This window comes from Mycobacterium sp. 1423905.2, from assembly GCF_001673155.1.
In the GTDB taxonomy this organism is placed as follows: Bacteria; Actinomycetota; Actinomycetes; order Mycobacteriales; family Mycobacteriaceae; genus Mycobacterium.
On sequence record NZ_LZLE01000352.1, the window covers coordinates 23,078 to 45,693 of the forward strand.

Annotated in this window: 19 protein-coding genes and 1 pseudogene; 8 read left to right on the forward strand and 12 right to left on the reverse strand. The window is 65.4% G+C overall.

Annotation, left to right across the window (positions count from 1 at the left end):
* Positions 1–91 precede the first annotated feature (91 nt).
* The 6 genes from A9W95_RS24140 (at position 92) to A9W95_RS24165 (ending at position 9,555) form a co-directional block, all read left to right on the forward strand.
* Positions 92–1,303, forward strand: coding sequence for an acyl-CoA dehydrogenase family protein (locus tag A9W95_RS24140; RefSeq protein ID WP_172826714.1), 1,212 nt, complete (start codon positions 92–94; stop codon positions 1,301–1,303).
* 1 nt (position 1,304) lies between these two features.
* Positions 1,305–2,138 carry a tyrosine-protein phosphatase gene (locus tag A9W95_RS24145; protein ID WP_067418668.1) on the forward strand — a complete coding sequence of 278 codons (834 nt, stop codon included), beginning with the start codon at positions 1,305–1,307 and terminating at the stop codon, positions 2,136–2,138.
* Positions 2,139–2,232: 94 nt separating this feature from the next.
* Positions 2,233–3,885: a PE-PPE domain-containing protein gene (locus A9W95_RS24150; protein WP_067418701.1), complete on the forward strand. Its 1,653-nt coding sequence runs from the start codon at positions 2,233–2,235 to the stop codon at positions 3,883–3,885.
* A gap of 81 nt (positions 3,886–3,966) precedes the next feature.
* Positions 3,967–5,601, forward strand: coding sequence for a PE-PPE domain-containing protein (locus A9W95_RS24155; protein ID WP_067418669.1), 1,635 nt, complete (start codon positions 3,967–3,969; stop codon positions 5,599–5,601).
* 189 nt (positions 5,602–5,790) lie between these two features.
* Positions 5,791–7,578: a PE-PPE domain-containing protein gene (locus tag A9W95_RS24160; RefSeq protein WP_067418671.1), complete on the forward strand. Its 1,788-nt coding sequence runs from the start codon at positions 5,791–5,793 to the stop codon at positions 7,576–7,578.
* A 231-nt stretch (positions 7,579–7,809) separates the two neighbouring features.
* Positions 7,810–9,555, forward strand: coding sequence for a PE-PPE domain-containing protein (locus A9W95_RS24165; protein WP_067418673.1), 1,746 nt, complete (start codon positions 7,810–7,812; stop codon positions 9,553–9,555).
* Positions 9,556–9,560: 5 nt separating this feature from the next.
* On the opposite strand, the gene A9W95_RS24170 is transcribed toward A9W95_RS24165, so the two are convergent.
* The 9 genes and pseudogenes from A9W95_RS24170 to A9W95_RS24210 all read right to left on the reverse strand — a co-directional run bounded on the left by A9W95_RS24170 (position 9,561) and on the right by A9W95_RS24210 (position 18,545).
* Positions 9,561–10,529, reverse strand: a complete 969-nt coding sequence (locus A9W95_RS24170) for an NADPH:quinone oxidoreductase family protein (RefSeq protein ID WP_067418675.1) — start codon at positions 10,527–10,529, stop codon at positions 9,561–9,563.
* 5 nt (positions 10,530–10,534) lie between these two features.
* Positions 10,535–11,395: an SDR family NAD(P)-dependent oxidoreductase gene (locus A9W95_RS24175; RefSeq protein ID WP_067418676.1), complete on the reverse strand. Its 861-nt coding sequence runs from the start codon at positions 11,393–11,395 to the stop codon at positions 10,535–10,537.
* Positions 11,396–11,443: 48 nt separating this feature from the next.
* Positions 11,444–12,862, reverse strand: a complete 1,419-nt coding sequence (locus tag A9W95_RS24180; RefSeq protein ID WP_067418678.1) for an aldehyde dehydrogenase family protein — start codon at positions 12,860–12,862, stop codon at positions 11,444–11,446.
* Between the two features lie 162 nt (positions 12,863–13,024).
* A complete protein-coding gene (locus A9W95_RS24185; RefSeq protein WP_371328114.1) occupies positions 13,025–13,894 on the reverse strand; it encodes an SAM-dependent methyltransferase in 870 nt (289 codons plus the stop codon).
* A gap of 59 nt (positions 13,895–13,953) precedes the next feature.
* Positions 13,954–14,886: a class I SAM-dependent methyltransferase gene (locus tag A9W95_RS24190; RefSeq protein WP_156746385.1), complete on the reverse strand. Its 933-nt coding sequence runs from the start codon at positions 14,884–14,886 to the stop codon at positions 13,954–13,956.
* 30 nt (positions 14,887–14,916) lie between these two features.
* Positions 14,917–15,852, reverse strand: coding sequence for a class I SAM-dependent methyltransferase (locus A9W95_RS24195; RefSeq protein ID WP_067418683.1), 936 nt, complete (start codon positions 15,850–15,852; stop codon positions 14,917–14,919).
* A 65-nt stretch (positions 15,853–15,917) separates the two neighbouring features.
* On the reverse strand, positions 15,918–16,817 hold the full coding sequence (locus A9W95_RS24200) for a glycosyltransferase family 2 protein (RefSeq protein ID WP_253851747.1): 900 nt from the start codon (positions 16,815–16,817) through the stop codon (positions 15,918–15,920).
* A gap of 114 nt (positions 16,818–16,931) precedes the next feature.
* The gene (locus A9W95_RS24205; protein ID WP_172826712.1) at positions 16,932–17,570 is read right to left on the reverse strand and encodes a TetR/AcrR family transcriptional regulator; all 639 of its coding nucleotides are present in this window, start codon (positions 17,568–17,570) and stop codon (positions 16,932–16,934) included.
* Positions 17,570–18,545 (reverse strand): annotated as a pseudogene (locus A9W95_RS24210) (pirin family protein). Before A9W95_RS24210 ends, A9W95_RS24205 begins: the two are co-directional and overlap by 1 nt.
* Before the next feature lie 74 nt (positions 18,546–18,619).
* On the opposite strand from A9W95_RS24210, the gene A9W95_RS24215 reads away from it, so the two are divergent.
* Entirely contained in the window at positions 18,620–20,044 is a 1,425-nt protein-coding gene (locus tag A9W95_RS24215) for a chloride channel protein (protein WP_067418703.1), read from the forward strand.
* 2 nt (positions 20,045–20,046) lie between these two features.
* Here A9W95_RS24215 and dps read toward each other — a convergent pair whose 3' ends face one another.
* Positions 20,047–20,589, reverse strand: coding sequence for a DNA starvation/stationary phase protection protein Dps (gene dps, locus A9W95_RS24220; RefSeq protein WP_067418688.1), 543 nt, complete (start codon positions 20,587–20,589; stop codon positions 20,047–20,049).
* 78 nt (positions 20,590–20,667) lie between these two features.
* Complete coding sequence (locus tag A9W95_RS24225; protein ID WP_067418689.1) at positions 20,668–21,579, reverse strand: DNA-3-methyladenine glycosylase; 912 nt, start codon at positions 21,577–21,579, stop codon at positions 20,668–20,670.
* Between the two features lie 95 nt (positions 21,580–21,674).
* Between A9W95_RS24225 and A9W95_RS24230 the strand changes: the two genes are divergently transcribed.
* Positions 21,675–22,058 carry a nuclear transport factor 2 family protein gene (locus A9W95_RS24230; protein WP_156746384.1) on the forward strand — a complete coding sequence of 128 codons (384 nt, stop codon included), beginning with the start codon at positions 21,675–21,677 and terminating at the stop codon, positions 22,056–22,058.
* 6 nt (positions 22,059–22,064) lie between these two features.
* Here A9W95_RS24230 and A9W95_RS24235 read toward each other — a convergent pair whose 3' ends face one another.
* On the reverse strand, positions 22,065–22,445 hold the full coding sequence (locus tag A9W95_RS24235) for a DUF427 domain-containing protein (RefSeq protein WP_067418693.1): 381 nt from the start codon (positions 22,443–22,445) through the stop codon (positions 22,065–22,067).
* Positions 22,446–22,616 lie beyond the last annotated feature (171 nt).

A 22,616-nucleotide genomic window follows, 5' to 3' on the forward strand; every position in this document is an offset into this window, starting at 1 on the left:
CCTTCTGATGGCCGCCGATGGCGGTCGTCGGCGACGGGCTGAAACCGAGCGTCACCTCGCGTGTCCTATGGTGGCGGACATGGACTTCGCGATGTCGGCCAAGGCCAGCGACTACCACAAGCGACTGTCCGACTTCATGGTCGAGTATGTGTTCCCGGCCGAGGCCGAGTACGAGAAGTACCGCCACGAAGCCGGCCCGGGCGACCACTCCGTGCCGCCGATCATCGAAGAGCTGAAAACCAAGGCCAAAGCGGCCGGGCTGTGGAACTTGTTCCTGCCGGCCGAGTCCGGGTTGAGCAACCTGGACTACGCGCCGCTGGCCGAGCTGAGCGGCTGGAGCATGGAGATTGCTCCCGAGGTGATCAACTGTGCTGCCCCCGACACCGGCAACATGGAGACGCTGCACCTTTTCGCTACCGAGGAGCAGCGCAAAGACTGGCTGGAGCCGTTGCTGAACGGCGACATCCGCAGTGCCTTCTCGATGACCGAACCGGCGGTCGCCAGCAGCGACGCCCGCAATATCGAGACCTCCATCGTGCGCGACGGCGGCGACTACGTGATCAACGGCCGCAAGTGGTGGACCTCGGGCGCGGCCGATCCGCGGTGCAAGATCCTGATCGTGATGGGCCGCACCAATCCGGAGGCGGCCAGCCACCAACAGCAGTCGATGGTCCTGGTGCCCATCGACACCCCCGGGGTCACCGTGGTCCGGTCGACCTCGGTGTTCGGCTGGCAGGACCAGCACGGCCATTGCGAGATCATCTACGACAACGTCCGGGTGCCGGCCACCAATCTGCTCGGTGAAGAGGGCGCGGGCTTCGCCATTGCCCAGGCCCGACTGGGACCGGGCCGTATTCACCACTGCATGCGCGCTCTGGGCGCCGCCGAACGGGCGCTGGCGCTCATGGTGGACCGGACCCAAAAGCGGGTCGCGTTCGGTCGTCCGCTGGCCGAGCAGGGCGTGGTCCGGGAAGCAATTGCCAAGTCCCGCAACGAGATCGACCAAGCCAGGCTGTTGTGCGAGAAGGCGGCCTGGACCATCGACCAGCACGGCAACAAAGCCGCGCACATCTTGGTCTCCCAGATCAAAGCGGTCGCGCCGCAAGTGGCGTGCGACGTCATCGACCGCGCCATCCAGGTGCACGGCGGTGCGGGCGTGAGCGACGATACGGTACTGGCCAGGCTCTACGGCTGGCACCGCGCGATGCGCATCTTCGACGGGCCCGACGAGGTGCACATGCGGACCATCGCCCGCGCCGAATTGGGCCGGGAGAAGTCACCGTTCGCCGCGGCGGTCACCTGACATGACGGTCCGGGACTTGCCGGGCGCGTGGAACTTTCGCGATGTCGCAGAAAGCACCGGAGCGCTTCGACCCGGACGGCTGTTCCGGTCCAGCGAGTTGAGCCGCTTGGAGGAAGGCGGACGGGCAATACTGCGTCGACTCGGCATCACCGACGTCGCCGATTTACGCTCGTCGCGCGAGGTGTCCCGGCGCGGTCCCGGACAGGTTCCCGACGGTGTCGATATTCACCTGCTGCCCTTCCCTGACCTCGCCGACGACCAAGCCGGCACCGACGACGAGGCGCCCCACGAAACCGCGTTCAAACGCCTGTTGAGCGACGGCGCCGACGGCGGGGCTGACCAGTCCGAGGCCTCGATCGAGGAGTCCGCGGTCCGGTACATGACCGACGAATACCGCCAGTTTCCGACGCGCAACGGTGCCCAGCGCGCGGTCCATCGGGTGTTCACGCTGTTAGCCGACGGGCGCCCGGTGCTCACCCATTGCTTCGCGGGCAAGGACCGCACCGGCTTCGTGGTGGCGACCGTGTTGGAGGCCGCGGGCGTGGACCGGGATGCGATCGTCGCGGACTATCTGCGCAGCAACGACTCGGTGCCACAGTTGCGAGCCCGCATTTCGGAGATGATCGCGCAACGCTCTGACGTCGAACTGACTCCCGAGGTGGTCACCTTCACCAAGGCCCGATTATCCGACGGTGTGCTCGGGGTGCGCCCCGAGTATCTGGCGGCGGCTTGGCAGACCATCGACGAGAACTTTGGGTCGCTGGACGGATACCTGCGCGACGCCGGTATCGACGATGGTGCCGTCCAGCGCCTCCGCAACCAACTGCTCGGCTGATATGCCGTAACTATGCGGTCGGCCCAAAGGCCAGACACGCACGCGAGATCCCTTTAGGCTCAGCGGATACCGTTCGCCAGGAGGGATGAGGGCGTTGAGTTACTTCACCGCGGAGCCGCTGCTGTTGGCAACCGCGGCCACTGATCTGGCCGGCATCGGCTCGGCGATCAGCGAGGCCGCTGCCGCCGCGGCTAGTCCGACGACCGTTCTGTTGCCCGCGGCCGCCGACGAGGTGTCAGCCGCCATCGCCAAGTTGTTCGGTGCGTTCGCCGAGGAATACCAAGCTCTCAACGCGCAGATCTCGGCTTTCCACAACGAATTTCAGCAGCGCTTGCTGGCCGCGGCCAACTCCTACGCCAACGCCGAGGCCGCCAGCGCGGCGGCACTCGTGCAGCAGGCGATCAGCGGACTGCCGACGCAGACGGCGCCGCCGCCCCCGCCCGGCCCCATGAGCCAATTGACGGCGCTGGTTTTCGGTGGCACCGGAACGCCGATTCCCGGCCAGACGTATATCGACGCGATGTTTACCCGATACGTTCAACCGCTTTTCCCGACCGCCCTTCCTCAGGGTCTGTTCACGCCCGAGCAGCTTTATCCGATCACCGGTGTCAAGACATTGCCCCTGGCAACGTCGGTGCAGCAGGGCCTGCAAATCATGGATGACGCCATTTGGCAACAACTCAACGCCGGAAATCGCGTCACGGTCTTCGGCTACTCCCAGAGCGCGATCATCGCTTCATTGGAGATGCAGCACCTTATTTCGCTGGGCCCGAACGCGCCGCTGCCCAGTCAACTGAGTTTCGTCTTCACCGGCAACGAGATGAATCCCAATGGCGGTCTGCTCGCCCGCTTCCCGGGGTTGAATATCGCCAGCATCGGCTTGCCGTTCTACGGAGCAACGCCGGACAATCCCTATCCGACAACCACGTACACCATCGAATATGACGGCTTCGCCGACTTCCCCCGCTATCCGCTGAATCTCATTTCCGACCTGAACGCCGTCTTTGGCATTCTGACGCTGCACACGCAATATGCCAGCATTCCGCTTTCCGATGTGGCCAATAAGGTCCTGCTGGATACCGTCGGGACCACGTCGAATCAGTACTACATCATTCCGTCCGCACATCTGCCACTGCTGGATCCGGTTCGCGCTATTCCGGTCATCGGACAGCCGATCGCGGCGTTGATCGAGCCGGACCTGAGGGTGATCGTCAACCTGGGTTACGGCGATCCCAACTACGGCTACTCGACGAGTCCGGCGAACGTGCCGACGCCCTTCGGGCTCTTCCCCGACGTCCCGCCCAGCGTGGTCGCCGATGCGTTGATTGCCGGAACTCACCAGGGGCTCAACGACTTCGCCGCCGCCCTGCCCGCGGCGCTGACCACCGCTCCCACCATCGCGCCGCCGGGGCTGCCCCCGTTCCTGACCTCCGTGCTGCCGCCGGCACCTGCTCCGGTTCCCGCTACGCCACTCAACATCGCGAACACATTCGCTGCTGCGATCTCCGACGCGTATTCGACGCTGTTGCCAACCGCAGACCTCGGCCTGGCCCTCGGCGCCACCCTGCCCGCTTACAACGCGACCCTGGCGTTGAGCCAGTTGGCGCAAGGCAACCTGATCAACGCATTCGGCTATCCGGTTGCGGCCACGGTCGGAATGGCCACATTGGGCGGCATGATCGAATTCATCGCTGTCGCAGAGCAATTGATTGCAATTGCGCAAGCTTTCCAAAGCCTCACTATCTGACTTCGCCCAAAGACGGGACAGAGAATCGCAGTCCCTCTAGTCTGACTGGGATTCTTGCCGCCGGTTGCAGAGGATGGGCCCGTGTCATATCTGATCGCCGAACCGCAAGTCATGGCATCGGTTGCGGCGGAGATCGAGGACATCGGTTCAGCCCTCACCGCCGCCAACGCCGCTGCGGCAGGCCCCACATCGACTCTGCTCGCCGCCGCCGGGGACGAGGTGTCGGCGGCGATCGCCAACTTCTTCGGCGCATACGGCCAGCAATACCAAGCCATCGTCGGTCAGATCGAAGCGTTCAGCACCGAATTCCAACGGACACTGGGTGCGGCCGCGAACGCCTACGCGCAAGCCGAGACCGCTGCTGTCACCGCGTTACAGGGGGCATTGGGCGCGCCTGCCTCACCGGTGTTGCCGACGGCGACCCTGCCGCCGTTCCCGGCGAATGCGATTCAGTTGATTTTCGGCGGCACAGGTGTCCCCATACCGACGCAGAAGCTCATCACCGCCGCCGAGAACCTTTACGTCCACGGTGCCAATGCGTTGGGCGTCAACACACCCGAGCAGCTTTACCCGCTGACCGGCGTCCGGAGCATGTTCTTCAACCAGTCGGTCAGTCAGGGGCTGACCATTATGGACAACGCGATCCGAAGCCAGATCGCAGCCGGTCAATCGGTGACCGTCTTCGGTATTTCGCAGAGCGCCGTCATCGCGTCGCTGGAGATGCAGAAACTGGCGGCCGCGGGCAACCCATTTCAAGGGATGCTCAACTTCGTCCTGACCGGCAATGAAATGAACCCGAACGGCGGCCTGCTGTCACGATTCCCCGGCCTGTCGCTGTCCAGCCTGGGTCTGGACTTCTACGGCGCCACACCGGCGAACACGCCCTACCCGACGGCTATCTACACCCTGGAATATGACGGCTTCGCCGACTTCCCCCGCTACCCGCTCAACTTCCTGGCCGATCTGAATGCGGTCGCCGGCATTGTCTTCGTGCACCCCACCTACTTCGACCTGACAGCGGCACAGGTGAACAGTGCGCTGCAGCTGCCGACCTCGCCCGGTTACGCCGGCCACACCAGCTACTACATGATCCGCACGCCGAACCTGCCGCTGCTCGAGCCGCTGCGTGCCCTACCCGTCATCGGCAACCCACTGGCGAACTTGATCCAGCCCGACTTGAAGGTGTTGGTGAACCTCGGTTATGGCGACCCGGCGTACGGCTTCTCCACCGCGCCGGCCGACGTGTGGACGCCGTTCGGACTGTTCCCAGACGTCAGCCCGCTCACCGTCGCCAACGCGCTGGCCACCGGCACTCAACAGGGCATCGCCGACTTCTCCCGCGACATCTCTCAGCTGATGGCGCATCCGCCAGCGCTGCCGTCGTTCACCCTGCCGGCGCCGACGGATCTCACGCTCAAGCTGGGCCCAGCACCGACGCCGCTGCAGGTGGCTAACACGGTGGCCTCGATCGTCTCCACCAACTACGCGGTGCTCCTCCCCACGGCAGACACGCTCACCGCGCTGTTCACCAGCGTCCCCGCCTACAACCTTCAGTTGTTCGTCGACCAGCTGGCGCACGGCAATCTGATCAACGCGATCGGGTATCCCATCGCGGCCGACATCGGGTTGGGCACGGTAGCGGGTGCGGTCGAATTCCTGGTGCTGGCCGAGGCCGCGTCGAACACCATCAAGGACATTCAGAGTCTGATCCCTTAACCGCGTCAACCGCTCAGCAGATCCACAGGTACTTATTTAGCCAATACACGCTATTTCGCCGTGAGCCACGCCACACCGATCTAGTCTGTCTAATGCCCGGGCTTCGCGATGGTCGGCTGCACCGCCTCATCGACACCACAGCCAAGCGGTGTCCCCGCGAAAAGCCCCGTCTGCGAGAGGATTTGGTCGATGGCATTCTTGACGACACAACCGCAACTGCTGGCTGACGCCGCCACCAATGTGGCCGACATTCGTTCGGCGATCGCCGCGGCCAATGCCGCCGCCGCCGGCCCGACGACCAGCCTGGCCGCAGCCGCGGCAGATGAGATCTCCGAAGCCATCGCGGTTCTGTTCGGCAGCCACGCACAGGAATATCAGGCGGTCATCGGCCAGGCCACGGCCTTCCATGAGCAGTTCGTCGCGGCGCTGACCGCCGCGGGGAATGCCTACGCCGCGGCCGAAGCGCAAGCCGCGACCACCTTGAACTCGCTCACCGCGCCGCTGTTCGGTGGAGTGGTCGCACCGGCAGCTGCCGGCGGCGCAATTGCGCCGTTCGCGGCCGCGGCGCTGCCGACGTCGATATTGCCCGCCAACTTTGTGGCTCTCATCATGCAGGGCAGCGGCACGCCGATTCCGACGGTCCCCTACATGCATAGCGTCGCGCCGTATATTCCCGGTGTCTCCGCTCTGACATCGTTGTTCCCCTTGGTCACTCCCGAAGGTTTGTATCCGTTAACCGCTGTCAAAGACCTGCCGCTCACGGTGTCGGTGAACACCGGTGTGCAGATCTTGGACAACGCCCTCTTCGGGCCGCAAGGGCTGATTTCCGGCGCGGCACCATTCGGCGGGAACGCCGTGAACGTCCTGGGTTACTCGCAAAGCGCCATCATCAGCTCGCTCGAGCTGCAGAACATCGCCGCCGGATTGACGGCCCACCCGCTCCCGAGTCAGCTCGCATTCACGTTGCTGGGCAATCCGATGAACCCCAACGGCGGCTTGTTCGCACGGTTCCCCGGACTGCAACTGCCCAGCCTGGGTCTGGACCTCTATGGAGCAATGCCCACGCACACCGGTTACCAGACGACCACCTACACGCTGCAATACGACGGCTACGCCGACTTCCCGCGCTACCCGCTCAACTTGCTGGCCGACCTGAACGCGTTCGCCGGCATCCAGTTCGTGCACGGCAACTATCCGGACATCAACCCGAGTGCACTTCCCCCCGGGTTCAACCTGGTTCAGTTGCCGACCACTACCGGCCCCGCCGGGCTCGACCAGTTCTACATGATCACCTATCCGAATCTGCCTCTGTTGGAGCCGCTTCGGGCACTACCGGTGATCGGCAACCCGCTGGCCGACCTGGTTCAGCCGAACCTGACCACGCTGGTCAACCTCGGCTACGGTGACCCGCACTACGGCTACTCGACCAGTCCTGCCGATGTGCCAACACCATTCGGCATCTTCCCGTCGGTGAACCCGGTGAGCCTGGCCGGCGATCTGATCGCCGGAAGTCAGCAGGGCTTCGGCGCCTTTGTCGGCGACCTCCAAGCGATGGCACCGGCATCGCCGGCCGCGTTGGTCAACTCCCTGACATCTGCCTTCAGCGGGGGCGGCGGTGGGGGTGGAACGGGCGGATTCTCACTGCCGGCGCTGACCGCGGGCTTCTCGCCGGATGCCTTCATCGACCAATTGCAGGCGTTGAACACCAACGTCACCAGCTCGATCACCAACGCGGCAGCCAACACCTACGCGGTGTTGCTTCCCACCGCAGACATCGCCAATGCGCTGGTGACCTCGGTTCCGTCCTACGACTTCAACCTGTTCCTCGATGGCATAGAGCAAGTCATCGGCGGCGACCCGGTCGGCGGACTGACCTATGCGTTCGGTGCTCCGATTGCGGCCAACACGGCGTTGTACGCGCTCGCCGGCGGGTTCGAATTGAACGTGCTCATCAACGCCGTCGAGGGAATCATCTAACGGTAATCCACGGGTAGTCCTTGGGGCGTAGCGAATTTCCGCTGCGCCCCAATCCCTTTCGATTACCGCCTACACAATTCAGAATTGACGCCCGCGAAGACCTGTACGTCGGGCCATAACAGATCTACCCTGGCAATTACTGGGCTTCGCATGGCCCGTATAGGTCGGGTCATCGCATTCACAGCATCGTCGGAGAGCTGCTAAAACCCCCCGTCGGAAGGGAATTAGGCGATGTCGTATTTGGTCACCCAACCGCCGGTGCTGGAAACCGCCGCCGCGAACGTCGCCGAAATCCAGTCGGTCATCGCAGCGGCCAACGCGGCCGTCGCAGGCCGGACGACTAATGTGCTGGCCGCCGCGGCCGACGAAGTTTCGGCGGCAATTGCAAAGCTGTTCGCTGGTTACGGCGAGGAGTACCAAGCGGTTGTCCGGCAGGCGACGGCCTTCCATCAGCAATTCACTCAGGCGCTGACGTCGGCCGGACTCGCTTATGCACAAACCGAACTGGCGAACGCGCTCACCACGGCATCCGGCGCGGTTGCCGCGAGAGCGACCCAGGCCGCCGCACCGCTGCTGCAGGTGATGTCGGACCCCGCGACCACCTGGTCGATTGTCCTGGGCGCCAGCGGATACCCGATCCCCGCACCGGATTACATCGATGACCTTGCGGCACTGTTTATCTCACCGTGGCGGACCATAGGTTCAAATTTGCAGGGCCTGAACACACCCGAAGGCTTGTACCCGCTCACCGGCATCAAAGATCTGACCCTCAACGACTCGGTGGCGCGTGGCCTGACCATCCTGGACAACACCATTCGCCCATTGCTCAGTGACTTGCAGACGGTGAACATTCTGGGCTACTCGCAGAGCTCAGTCATCTCCTCACTGGAGATGCACTTGCTCAACCCGGCTAACATCCCGATGCCCAGTTTGGGTGATCTGTCCTTCACCCTGCTGGGAAATCCAGCGAATCCCAACGGCGGTCTGCTCTCTCGCTTCCCGGGCCTGAGCCTGCCCAGCCTGGGTATCGACTTCGGCATCGCCACCCCGGACAACTCCTTCCCCACCCGGATCTACACCATCGAGTACGACGGCTTCGGGGGCTTCCCGCAATATCCGATCAACTTCCTGGCCGACCTCAACGCCTTCATGGGCATCCTGACGCTGCACGGCACCTATCCGTTGCTGACCGCCGACCAGGTTGCCAACGCCATCCAATTGACGAACACGCTGGGCCCGGTGCAGACCGAGTACTTCATGATCCCCACCGCCCATCTGCCGCTGCTCGATCCGGTGCGGGCGATACCGGTCATCGGCAATCCCATCGCCAACCTCGTCGAACCGGATCTGCGGGTTCTGGTCAACCTGGGCTACGGCAACACCGCCCATGGCTGGTCCCCCGATCCGCCCAACGTTGCCACCGGCTTCGGTGTGATTCCGCCGGTTCACCCCGGCGATGTCGTGGCCGCATTGGCCGCGGGCAGCCAACAAGGCATTGCCGCGTTCTCCGCCGACCTGGCCAACAATGTCCTGCCGGCCTTCGCCAACCTGCCCAACACCCTTCCCGCCGCGGTCAATTCGGCCTTGCAGCACGCCGGAACAGGCGGAGCCGCGATGCTTGCCGGAATCCAGTCCAGCCTGTCGTCGCCGCAGAGCTTCATTCAGTCGTTGCTGGCCGCCAACCTCAAGCTCGCCTACACCTCGTCGAACATCGCCGCGACGGCTTACGCGGCCGTACTGCCGACCGCCGATGTGCTGAACGCAGCGGTGACCGCGATCCCGGCTTATGACGTGTACTTGTTCGGCAACGGACTCCTGCAGGCCTTCAACGGCGATCCCGTCGGAGGACTGATCAACGCCTTCGGCGGCCCGGTGGCCGCGAACGTCGGATTGGCGACGCTACTGGCCGGCTTCGAACTGCGGGTCATTCAGCACGCGGCGCAGTCGATCAGCAGCGAACTCAGTGGCCTGCTCTAACCCCGCTACGGCTCCAGCACGACTTTGCCCAACACCCGCCCGGCGTCCAACGCCTGCAACGCCGCACGAGCCTCGGACAGCGGATAACGTTGCGGCGGAGGCGGTCTCAACCCCAGGAACACCAGTTGATTGAGCCCCCACGAGAATAAGGCTGCCGAACCCGGCACCTTGTTCAGGTACTCGCCCCACGCCACGCCCACCACACTGACGTTGCGCAGCAACAACCGGTTGACCGTGAGGGTGGGGATGCTGCCCGCCGCGAAACCGATCACCAACAATTTGCCGTCGATGGCCAGCACGCGCAGGGCGTCGTCGAACACCGAACCTCCGACGGGGTCGACCACGATGTCGACGCCCCGACCGTCGGTGTGCTCGTAAACCTGCTCGGTCCATCCGTCGACCAGCGGAAGGACCACGTGCGCCCCGAGTGAGGCGACATAGTCCACGGCCGTCTCCCGATGCACCGCGGCGATCACCTTGCCCGCGTTCATCGCCTTGGCGATCTGTACGGCGGCGGTGCCCACTCCACCCGCGGCGCCGAGGACCAACACCGTGTCACCCGGGCGCATCGCGGCCCGCCGCGTCAGTGCAAAATACACGGTGTTGTAATTGACCAGCAGCGAAACCGCTTCCGCGTCATCAAGTTCCGGTGGGCTGCGCACCACGTTCGCTATCGGCACGGCGACTTGTTCGGCGTACCCGCCGAGGACGCCGAACGACGAGACCCGGTCTCCCACTTCGAAGCCGGACCCTTCGGGCGCCGAGCGCACCACGCCGGCCGTCTCCAATCCCGGGACGAACGGCGGGCGTAGCTTCAGTTGGTATTCGCCCTTGGTCAAGAGCAGGTCCGGGAAGCACACCCCGGCCGCGCGGACCTCGATGACCACATTGTCACCGTCGCCGGGAACGTCGTCGATATCGGTGTAGACCATGCCGGACGGACCGGAAAGCTTCTGTACGACACAGGCTTTCATCGAAGTTACAACTTGAATCCAGCTTTTTGCGCATTCGACAGGTCGGTGATCTCGCTCCAATGATCAGCGATGTCCTGCACCGAGGGCGGATTGTCGAAGGTGAGGCCCTCGTTCTGGAACAGCGCCACTCGCTGCACCTTTCCGCCACCGACGACGAACACCGATCCGTTGTCGGGGCATTCTTCGGTGCACAGGTATGCCATCACCGGCGCCACGAATTCCGGAGTGAGCTTTTCCAGCACCTCCTTGGGCAAGATGTCCTCGGTCATCCGGGTGGCCGCGATCGGAGCCAGCGCATTGGCGTGGATGTTGTACTTGGCCCCTTCCAGCGCCAGGGTGTTGATCATTCCAACCAGGCCGAGTTTGGCTGCACCGTAGTTGGTTTGGCCGAAGTTGCCGAACAGACCGCTGGTGGACGTGGCTACCACCACGCGACCGAAGCTCTGCTCGCGAAAGTGCGGCCAGGCGGCGCGGACGACGTTGTATCCGCCGTACAGGTGCACCTTCAGCACGGCATCCCAGTTCTCCGACGTCATCTTGTGGAAGGTGCCGTCGCGCAGAATTCCGGCGTTGCTCACCACGCCATGAACGGCGCCGAACTCCTCGAGCGCGGTCTTGATGATGTTGGCCGCGCCGTCTTCGGTGGCGACGTTGTCGTAGTTCGGGGCCGCGCGGCCGCCCGCGTTCCGGATCTCGGCCACCACCTGGTCGGCCATCGCCGAGCCGGCTCCGGTGCCGTCGCGGGCGCCACCCAGGTCGTTGACGATGACGCTGGCGCCTTCCCGAGCGAGGGTGAGGGCGTATTCACGGCCCAGCCCCCCGCCGGCTCCGGTGACGACGACGACGCGATCCTGCACTCCGGGCATCTGGTTCCTCTCTGAAATTTTTGCGAATCGGGAAGGTGACGGGTTCGGTCAGAACATCCGGCGCGCCATCTTGAAGGCACGTTCGGTGTAGGGCGGGTAGATGAAGCTGGACAAATCCGGCCGGGTGGGCTTGGTCAGCACCGACTTGCGGTGGCTGAACTCCTCGAAGCCGTAGCGGCCGTGGTAGGCGCCCATCCCCGACGCACCGACCCCACCGAACGGCAGCTTGGCCGTCGACACCTGGAAGGCGATGTGGTTGATGAGCATGCCGCCGGCCGGCACTTCCTTGATGAACCGCTCGCGCGTCTCCCGCGCTTTGGTGAACAAGTACGCCGCTAGCGGCTTGGCCCGTGAGTTGACGAAACGTATTGCCTCGTCGAGGGATCGAACGGTGATCACCGGCAGGATCGGCCCGAAGATCTCGTTTTGCATCAGCGGGCCGTCCGGACTGGGATCGACGACCACGGTGGGCTGGATGCGCAGGGTCGACGGGTCGACCTCACCACCGACGGTGACTTTGCCGTCCCCTTCGGTCAGGTAGCTGCTGATCCGGTCGAACTGGCGCTGGTTGACGATCCGCACACCGTTGGGCTTGTCCGCGGTGAACTGGTTGATGGCGGCGCCGATCTTGCGCACCAGCTCGTCGCGGATGCTCAGGTCTGCGATCACGTAGTCGGGAGCTACACACGTCTGCCCGTTGTTCAGCAGCTTCATCCACGCGATCCGCTTGGCCGCCACGTCGACGTCGGCGTCGGCCGCGACCACCACCGGGCTCTTGCCGCCGAGTTCGAGGGTGACCGGGGTCAGATGCGGTGCGGCGCCCTCGTAGACTTTGCGGCCGATCTCGGTGCCGCCGGTGAACAGCACCCGATCCAGGCCCTGAGCAAGCAGCTCTTGACTGACCGATCCGTCGCCCTCGATCACCGCGATCGCGTCGTTGTCCAGGTAACGCGGAACCAGCTCGGCCATCAGGTGCGCGGACGCGGCGGCGATCTCAGAAGGCTTGAGCAAGACCGCGTTTCCGGCGGCGATCGCCCCGACGGCCGGCCCCAGGGTCAAGTAGAACGGGTAGTTCCAGGCGCCGATGATCAGCACGGTGCCGTACGGCTCGTACTCGATCCAGCCGCGACCCGGAAGCTGCGGCACCTCCAGTAGTTGGTACCGGCGGCGCGTCCACCTGCGCAACTTCTTGGCCGCGTACTTGGCTTCCCCGGCGGTGGTGGCGATGTCGGCGATGTAGGCCTCGAACGGGTTGCGGTCCAAGTCCTCGGCGAGGGCCGCGGCGATCGCGGGTTCGTTTTCCTCCATCAGCTTGGCCAGCTGCAGCAGTTGCTGCTTGCGCCAGTCCAGGCTGCGCGTGCGACCGGTCGCAAAGGTCTTGCGCAGTTTCGCCACGGTGGCGGGGACGTCGTTTGATTGCGGTGCACCGGAGGTGGGTGCAGCTGTGGCCAGGGAGTCGGTGGTCATCGTTGTCCTTCCTTCTCCGGAGCTGCGCGCTGCTGTTCGCATGCGGTCGTCTACCGGGTGATAACGCGATCCTAGTCACCCCGCTGCGGCAGCCATAGAACGCATGCGGCGTCCTGGCATGTGCCGGACACTCAGGCCGGAAAACGCAGCCGACCGGTCGGTTCAGCCCTTGGCCGCCGTCACGAAGTAGTTGGTGAACGGCTGGTCCTCCGTTTGCGGCGGGCGGCCGAGTCGCTGCGCCTCCTCGCGCGCCCCGACGACCTCGGTGGCCCAGCCGTGCGCACCGAACCACTGCGCAGTTTCCGGCCGGCCCTCGTCGTCGAACCAGAGGTCGAACGGGTTGAACGAGGTGTCCGCGCCGCGCGCTTCTCGTTTGGCGCGCAATTGGGCCCACCGTTTCTCGGCCTCGGTTCGTTTGGCCTCGTCGACGCCGAACATCTCCACGGCCACCCGGCTGCCGGGTCCGCTCAACGCGTCGATCGAACCAAACATGGTTTCCTGCGCTGCCGCCGGGAGAAACGGCAACAGCCCTTCGGCCAGCCAGGCGGTCGGACGCTCGCTGTCGAGACCGGCAGCACGCAACGCTTGCGGCCAGTCGTGCCGCAGGTCGACCGGTACCGCGCGTCGGTCGGCGGTCGGCGCGGCTCCGTGCGCGGCCAGCGTCCGTTCCTTGTACTCCAGCACTCCAGGCACATCGATCTCGTAGACGACGGTGCCGTCCGGCCAACCCAGGCGGTAGGCGCGCGAGTCCAAGCCGGCCGCCAGCAGCACCACCTGGCGGATACCGGCCGCGGCGGCGTCGGTGAAGTAGGCGTCGAAGAAGTGCGTGCGGACGGCCTGGGAGTTGACCATCTGCTGGGCGTCGACGCTGAAGCCGTCCGCCGTCTCCTCGTCGGGCTCGGTACTCCACCAGGTGGAGACCTGTTCGCGGACTCCGGCTAGTTCCGGCGTGGACACCAGCGGTTCGGCGAACTGGTCGCGGATCAACGGGTCATCACTCGCGGTCTCGGCGGCCCGGGCCAGTGCGACCATGACGGCGGTCGCCCCGACGCTGGTCGCGATGTCCCAGGAGTCGTCGGCCGTGCGCGGCACTACAACCGTTCCGCGGTCACGAAGTCGGAGAAGGCTTGCTTGTCGTCTGCCATCGGAACACCGTCGACCCAGCGGCCCACCCGGCGCATCTCGTCAGTCGCATTCTGAGCCGTCGCGCGCCACCCGTGATCGTTGAGCCAGTCGGCAAGAACCGCCCGATCCGGGTCGTGGTAGATCAACTCCTGCACGTCGACCGTCTGCTCCATCCCGAGCGTCTCGGCCACCTTGCGGAATCGTTCGCGCATTTCTTCGCGGCGTTCGTCGGCATGGTTGCCGGCGGTTTCGGCGGAAATCCGGCTACCCGGCGGACTGATCTCACCGATGCGCGTGAACAGCAGGTCCTGAGCTTGTGCGGGCAGGTACATCAACAGGCCTTCGGCCAACCACGCGGTCCGCTCCGACGGGTCGAAGCCGGCGTCGCGCAGCGCCGCGGGCCAGTCTTGACGCAGGTCGATCGGTACTTCGTGGCGATCGGCGGTCGGCGTCACGTCGTTCTCGGCGAGCGTCGCCGACTTGAACGCGAGCACCTGCGGCTGATCGATCTCGTACACCGTGGTGCCGGCCGGCCAATCCAGCCGGTACGCCCTCGAATCGAGGCCCGAGGCCAGGATGACGATCTGCCGGATGCCGTCGGCGACCGCGTCCCGGAAGTAGGTGTCGAAGAAGTGGGTGCGCACGGCTTGATAGCTGCGCATGTGCTGCACGGTGGCAGCGGTCTCAGCGTCGATCGCCTCCACCTTGGCCACCATGTCCTCATCGAGCATCGCTTCCCAGAGCACCCCGGCGCGGGCGCTGGTGACCAGAAGCTTGGCGTAGGGGTCCCGGATCAGCGGGTCGGGCTGCTCGGTCTCGACGGCGCGAGCGGCCGCCACCATCACCGCGGTGGCACCGACGCTGGTCCTGATGTCCCAGGTGTCGTCATGAGTGCGCAGCGTGCTCATACGCAGATCCCCTGTCTGTGATCAGTTAGTGGGTCCGCCGAGACGGGCCCGGACGAGTTTGGTGTGCACGGCCTCGTCGACCATGTCTTCGGATACCGGCCGGCCCAGGCGGGCCATCTCCTGATGGTTGTTGACGCTCTCCACCTGCCAGCCGTGGTCTGCCAGCCATTGTGCGGCGTCGGAACGGTTGGGCTCGTGGTAGGTCAGCGCCTCGACGTTGATGTCCAGCCCCAGCCGGTCGCGCATCAGTTGCCAGCGCCGTTTGTTGCCGTGGGTGTTCAACGTGAAGACCTCGACCGCGAACTGACTGCCGGGCGCGCTGAGTCCGGTCACCATCTCGAACAGCCGATCCTGGGCGTCACTGGGCAGGTAGGCCAGCAGCCCTTCGGCCAGCCATGCGGTCGGCCGCTGCGAGTCGAACCCCGCCGCTGACAACGCCGCTGGCCAGTCGTCGCGCAAGTCGACCCCGACGGGACGCCGGTCGGCGGTGGGGACAGCGCCGTGGGAGTCGAGGATCCCGCCTTTGTATTCCAGCACTTGGGGCTGGTCGATCTCATACACCGAGGTGTCGGCGGGCCAATCCAGGCGGTAGGCGCGCGAATCCAAACCGGCGGCAAGGATCACCACCTGACGGACGCCCGCCGCGGCGGCGGCCAGGAAGAACTCGTCGAAGAAGTGCGTGCGCACCGCCTGGTAGTTGCATCCCATCCGATGTAGCCGCCGGCCGTCCTCATCGCCGTCCAGCCACGCCATCTCGGCGTCGGTCAACCGCGCCCAGACGGGGCCGGCTGAGGACACCAGCACCTGCGCGAACTCATCGCGAATCAACGGGTCAGGCCCAGCGGTTTCCACCGCACGCGAGGCCGCGACCCCCAGCGCGGTGGCGCCCACGCTCTCGGTGATCGCCCAGCTGTCGCCCGCGGAACGCAGCGAGGGAACGTCGTTCAGATCAGACATATGGCCGCCATGATACCGAGTAAGTTAGCCAAGCTATGCGCTTTGTGCCCCAGGTCACTGGCGGTTCACGAGACGTACTTGCGGGCACCGCCGTTGAGTTGCATGTCTTCCAACTGCTGGTAACCGCGCTCGAGGTTGGCCGGAACCGGCTTGCGCTCGCGCAGCACCCACGGCAGCCCGCGCACCGCATCCGAAATGCCCTGCACGCTGACCCGATCGCGGGGGAGGCGACGCAGCAGCCGAATGGTGTGCCGGGCGGCGCTGGGCAGCGGTCGGCGAAGCCAGGTGAACCACAGCGTGTTTCGGATGCCATGGCGCCGGCGCAGGTGGGCGTCGCGCAGGCGCGAGGCGTAATGATGGGCGACGACGTCCGGCACGTAGCTCATGTGCCACCCGGCACGGGCGAGATCCGACGCCAGTAACTCCTCCTCACCGCCGAGCCACAATCGCTTGGAGAACCCACCGGCCGCCAGAAACGCTTCGCGGCGCACGATCGAAACTCCGGCCAAAAAGCTGAGCAGCGGGTGGCCGGGGATACCGGGCGGCCGGTCCAACGGCGACTCGGCCATTTCCTCGCAGATGGCGTCGAGCTTTCCGTCGGGCTCGACGGTGATGCTGGCGGTCACCACGGCGAGCGTGGGATGCGCGTCGAGCAGGTCGGCGGCGCGGCGCAGCGCTGCGGGCTCGTACCAGGTGTCGTCGTCGCAGAACGCCACATACGGCGTGTCGACGACCTCGACACCGAGATTGCGACCGACCGCACCCATGTTCTTCCCCGGGGTCAGCAGGGTCACCCGGGGATGCCGGTCGCGCACCAGATCCGCGGTTCCGTCCGTCGAGGCGTTGTCGACGACGACGACGCGCGGCTGTTCTGGTAAGTCAGCGAGCCGGCCAAGGGTGCGGTCCAGTTCCGTGCGACGGTTGTGGGTGATCACCACCACGCTCACGCGACCATCGGGTGACACACGCTCTCCTCGAATGGGGAATCAGCGCCCTCGCCGCCGTCCCCCTCCGAGCCGGCGAGCCGATCCGCTCCTGTAACTACCCCGAGGGCCGATCCTTAAGCAGGAGTATGCCGTTCAGTTGGGCGGGCGCCACAGCGCGCCGGAGAGCATCTGCCCCAACGATGCGGTGATGGTGTCGATTTCTTCGTAGCTGCCGATGAATCCGGCGTAGAACCCCACGCCGCACAACATCACCAACAAGGTTTCGGCCAGCACGGCCACGTCGACGTCGGCGGAGATCTCGCCGCGCTCGATCGCGTCGTTGACCGCCCAGTTCAAGAACTCTCGGCTGATTCGCACCGCGTCCTGTTCGGACCGGATCAAATCGGGGTGACGCTGGGACTCGAGTACGGCAGTCGCCAGAAATGCTGCGGTGCACGGGTTTCGGGAATCGACCTCCATCGCGACGGCGATGAAGGCGGCCAGCCGGCCCATCAACGACGTCTCGCGGCGGGCGCGGTCGATGCCGCCGGTGACGACCAGTTCGTTGGTCCGCTCCACCACCTCCCGGTACAGCAGCCGCTTACTGGAAAAGTAGTGATTGATGGCCGGTCGCGTCAGGTCGGCGCGGACGGCGATCGCTTGAAAGGTGGCGCCGTCATAACCGCGTTCACTGAACACTTGACGAGCCGCGCTAACGATGCGTTTGCGCGTCTCGTCTGCTTTCGCTGCCGGGGGACGCCCCGGACCGCGACTGGCCGTGAGCGGCATCATTATAGTGTGCCACCGCGATCAAGAGGCATTACCGCGTTCGGAGGGGATGCTACGAAACTTGCCAGCCTCGTAGTCCTCGAGCGCCTGGATCACCTCGGCCCGTGAGTTCATCACGAAGGGTCCGTAGTGGAACACCGGTTCCCGGATCGGCCGCCCGCCCAGCAGCAACACATCCAGACCAGGACCGCGGCCGGTCTGCGGCGCTGCGACGGTGAGTCGATCACCGGCCCCGAGCACCGCCAGCTGGCCGTGCCGGATCGGATGATCGACCGACCCGACCGAACCTGCGCCCGACAGGACATACACCAGTGCATTGAAATCACGACGCCACGGAATGCTCACGCGTGCACCGTTTTCGATGGTTGCGTGCGCGAGCGTGATCGGGGTGTGGGTCTGGCCCGGTCCGCAGTGGCCGTCGATGTCGCCGGCGATGATGCGAAGCAGTGCGCCGCCGTCCGTCGAGGCGACCAAGGCTGCGTCGCTGCCTTCGATGGCCTGATAGCGCGGTGGCGTGAATTTGTCTTTCTTCGGCAGGTTCACCCACAACTGGATGCCGTGGAACAACCCGCCGCTTTTCACCATCTCGGCGGGCGGGGTCTCGATGTGCAAGATGCCCGAGCCCGCCGTCATCCACTGTGTCGCACCGTCGGTGATCAGCCCGCCGCCGCCATGGGAGTCCTGGTGGGCGAAGGTTCCGTCGATCATGTAGGTGACGGTTTCGAAGCCGCGGTGTGGGTGCCAGTCAGTGCCGCGCGGTTCGCCCGGCTGGTAGTCGACCTCGCCCATCTGGTCCATATGGATGAACGGGTCCAAGGCTGCGGTGCTGACCCCGGCGAACGCCCGGACCACCGGGAACCCCAGACCTTCATAGCCGCGCGGGCCGGTGGTGATCGATTGGACGGGACGCTCGGTTTCGGCGGCTGCGGCCAGTGTCAGTCGGGGCAAGGTGAGGGTATCTGCGGTGATTGCGGGCATTTCGACTCCTTTGCGAAAGATACCCATATAACCGGACCAAGGTCCGCTTATTCCCCGCACCCTAGGATGGCGTGGTGGACGAACCGGAGCCGCCAACGGCCCCACCCGCAGCGGCCGGCGGACGCTTCGGCGCAGCCATCAGGCAAGCCGGCTACCTGCCCAAGTGGTTCTCACTGGGCATCACCATCGGCGTCATCGCCGGCCTCGGTGCCGTCGTCTTCTACCTCGCGCTGAAGTACACCGGCGAATTCCTGCTCGGTTACCTCGCCGGCTACCACATCCCCACGCCCGTCGGGGAGGGCGGCAGCCGCGGCTCCACCGGTTTCGCGCGGCCCTGGGCCATTCCGTTGGTTACCACCGGCGGTGCCCTGCTGTCCGCGCTGATCGTGGCCAAGCTGGCACCGGAAGCCACCGGCCACGGCACCGATGAGGCGATCGAGGCGGTGCACAGCGATCCGCGCGCCATCCGCAGCCGGGCGGTGCTGGTGAAGATGGTTGCCAGCGCGCTGACCATCGGGTCCGGCGGGTCGGGCGGCCGCGAGGGACCGACCGCGCAGATCTCCGCCGGCTTCTGTTCCTTGCTGACGCGCCGGCTCGGCTTGTCCGACGAGGACGGCAGGATCGCGGTGGCATTGGGCATCGGCGCGGGCATCGGCGCGATCTTCGCCGCGCCGCTCGGCGGTGCGGTGCTGGCCGCGTCGATCACCTACCGCGACGACTTCGACTACCGCAGTCTGCTGCCCGGTTTCATCACCTCCGGGACGGCGTACGCGGTGCTCGGTTCGTTCCTCGGGTTCGACCCGCTGTTCGGCTATATCGACGCCGAATACCGCTTCGAGCGGGCCGGCCCGATGTTGTGGTTCGTGGTCATCGGTCTGATCGCCGCGGCGGTCGGATACCTGTACGCGCGGGTCTTCCATACCACCGTGGCCCTCACTCGTCGGTTGCCGGGTGGTCCGGTGCTCAAGCCGACCGTCGGTGGACTACTGGTCGGCCTGCTCGGCCTGCTGATCCCGCAGATACTCAGCAGCGGTTATGGGTGGGCGCAACTGGCGGCCGACCGCACGTCGCTGCTCGCCATCCCGTTGTGGATCGTCGTCGTGTTACCGCTCGCCAAGATCGTCGCGACCTCGCTGTCGATCGGCACTGGCGGGTCCGGCGGCTTGTTCGGTCCCGGCATCGTGATCGGCGGCTTCGTGGGGGCCGCGGTGTGGCGACTCGCCGAGATCTCCGGCGCGCCGGGCGTACCCACCGCGCCGGGAATCTTCGTCGTCGTCGGCATGATGGCGTGCTTCGGCTGTGTCGCCCGCGCGCCGCTGGCCATCATGATCATGGTCGCCGAAATGACCGGATCGTTCTCCGTGGTACCGGGAGCAATCATCGCCGTCGGTATCGCGGCGTTGCTGATGTCGCGTACCAACGTGACGATCTACGAGGCTCAGCGACTGAACCGGGAAGCCGCCGACGCCGAACGCGCGCGCCAGGCGCCGCCGGCTTAGGACTACTCTCTCGCGCTGCCCGCCGCGTCTTTTTCGGTGGTCGAGCCCTCGTGCTTCAGTTGTCCGCCGGCGCTCTCCAGATGCGCGCGCACAAACCACTGGTACTGCTCGAGTTGGCCCGTGTGGCCGATCAACAGGTCTTGGGTGACCGGGTCGAGTTCCTCGGTTTCCTCGATGGACTTACGCAGGTCTTCGATCACGCCGGTGTAGACCAGGTCGAGGGCGGCCAGATGCGACTGCACGCAATCCCGGCCGATCGAGTAGTCGTCCCAGGTGCGGTCGCGGATGATCGCGCCCGGAGTTCCCTCGGGCGAACCACCCAGTGCCGCAATGCGCTCGGCGACTTCATCGGCATAGCCGCGCACCGTCGTCACCTGCGGGTCCAGCATCTCGTGCACGCCAATGAAGTTGGGGCCCACGACATTCCAGTGCACGTGCTTGAGCGTCAGATGCAGGTCGTTGTAGGTGCTCAGTTGCTTCTGCAGCAGCTCGATCAGCCGCGCTCCCTGCTTGTCCGTCAAGCCCGGAATAGTGAACTGTGTCATCAAATATCTCCCCTGAGTCGCACACTGTCACTTCCTTCGACGGGTACCCGATGGCCCTGTCCTTAACCGCGACCCCAGTCACAGGTACCGGATGTGCTGAACGGGCAATCGGGGTCCGCGACGCGGCTCATAGGCCAGTCCGCTGGCCTCCAGCAGCCGGACCGCCCGCTGGCGATGTGGTCGCATCGGCTCGAGGAGTTCGAGCATGCCGGCGTCGTCGACGGGATGGCCCAACAAGGTCCAGCCGATCATCTTGGGGACGTGGTAATCGCCCACCGACACCGCGTCGGCGTCACCGAATGCCCGCTGCGCAGTCTCGGCCGCAGTCCAGATTCCGACCCCCGGCAACGACGTCAGCGCCTCCCGCGCCTGCGCCGCCGGGATCGACACCAGCCGCTCCAGCGACGCTGCCCGTTGGGCGCAGGCCACCACCGTCAGCGCCCGCCGAGGGTCGACGTTGGCCCGGTGGAACTCCCACGACGGGATGGTTCGCCAGGTCTGCGCCGACGGCGGCACCCGCATGCCTTCTGGCGCCGGCCCGGGTGCAGGGGTGCCGTATTTGGTGACCAGCACCCGCCAGGACCGGAAGGCGTCGGCGCCGGGCACCCGTTGCTCGATGACCGCTGGAATCAACGCCTCCAGCACCCGCCCGGTGCGGCCCAAGCGCAGATGCGGAACCCGGCGATGCGCGGCGGCCACCGTGGGATGGCTGGGCTCGAAGTCCGAAGCGTCGTCTTCGGCGCCCAACATCGCGGGCAGTAGAGCGAGGTATTCCTCGGCGCCGTCGCCCCAAGCCTGGCAGTGCGCCGTGTCAGCTGCGGTTCGGCTGAGGCGGGCCGTGACCGGCCCGCTGTTCAGCAGACTAGTGCGCCAGATCGTGCCGTCGCCGGGCATCCGGAAGCAGGGATCGCGTGGACCTCGGCGCAAGGGCGCCAGCGTGTGCCCGAAGCTGACCGCGCCCGGGAAGGTCACGGTGCGCGTAAGACCCAACGCATGACTCCCTACCCGTGCTACCGGTGCTTCGGCGCCGTCGACGGCCCCGTCAATTGACCACAAACTATCTCCCAGGTCAGGATGACCTTATGATGACGCCGTTCGACGATCCGCACGCCGAACTGGCCTGGATGTTTCTCCAGAGCATGAGCGAAGGCGGCGATCTCGACGAAGGGTTCGCATTGCTCAGCGACGACTTCACCTACTGGAGCATCGCGATCCGCACGACGATCAACAAAGCCACCATGCGCCGAGCGGTCGAACGGCGCAAGCAGGTTTTCGAGGCGGACATCGACCTCCTCCGCTGCGTCAACGAAGGCGACACCGTGGTCATCGAAGGTCAGACCGACGGCGTGACCAACGACGGGACCCAGTACGAGAGCCCCTTCGTCTGCATCTTCGAAACCCACGACGGCATGATCACGTCGATGCGTGAATACAGCGACACCCAGTCGCTGGCCAAGGTCTTCCCCTGACTCCGTTCAGTCGGCGACGACGCTGATCTGGGCCTTGTTGGGGTAGAAGGCCACATGCCCGGCGATCGCAGCGACCGCGGGATAGGGCTGCTCGTAGGTCCAGATCGCGTCGGCGACGGTGTCACCGGCCGAGGTAGTCACGCTGTAGTAGTTGGCTTCGCCTTTGAACGGGCAATAGCTGGTCGTGTCGCTGCGTGACAGCCGCTCCTGGACTACGTCGCTGAGCGGAATGTATTGCACCGCAGGCAAGGTGGCCTCCTGCAGGCGCAGCGCCGCGGTGGTGTCGGCGACCAGTTCACCGTTGATATGGACCTGCACCCGACCCTGGGTCGGCTCGATGGTGATCGGGTGTCCAGCGTTGGGCTCTTTGATTTCCGGGTGGCTCATAACAAAATGCAACGTCAGCCGGCGGTCAACATTCCCGTCCGAATGCGTAACGATGGTACTGCGCCAAGGTCCGCAGACCTGGAACTTTGCTCATCACCCGGCCCATCAAGCGCACCGCTGGTGGGGAGAAGTCGAAGGTTGCGCTGTCGAATACCGATTGCCATGCCAGCA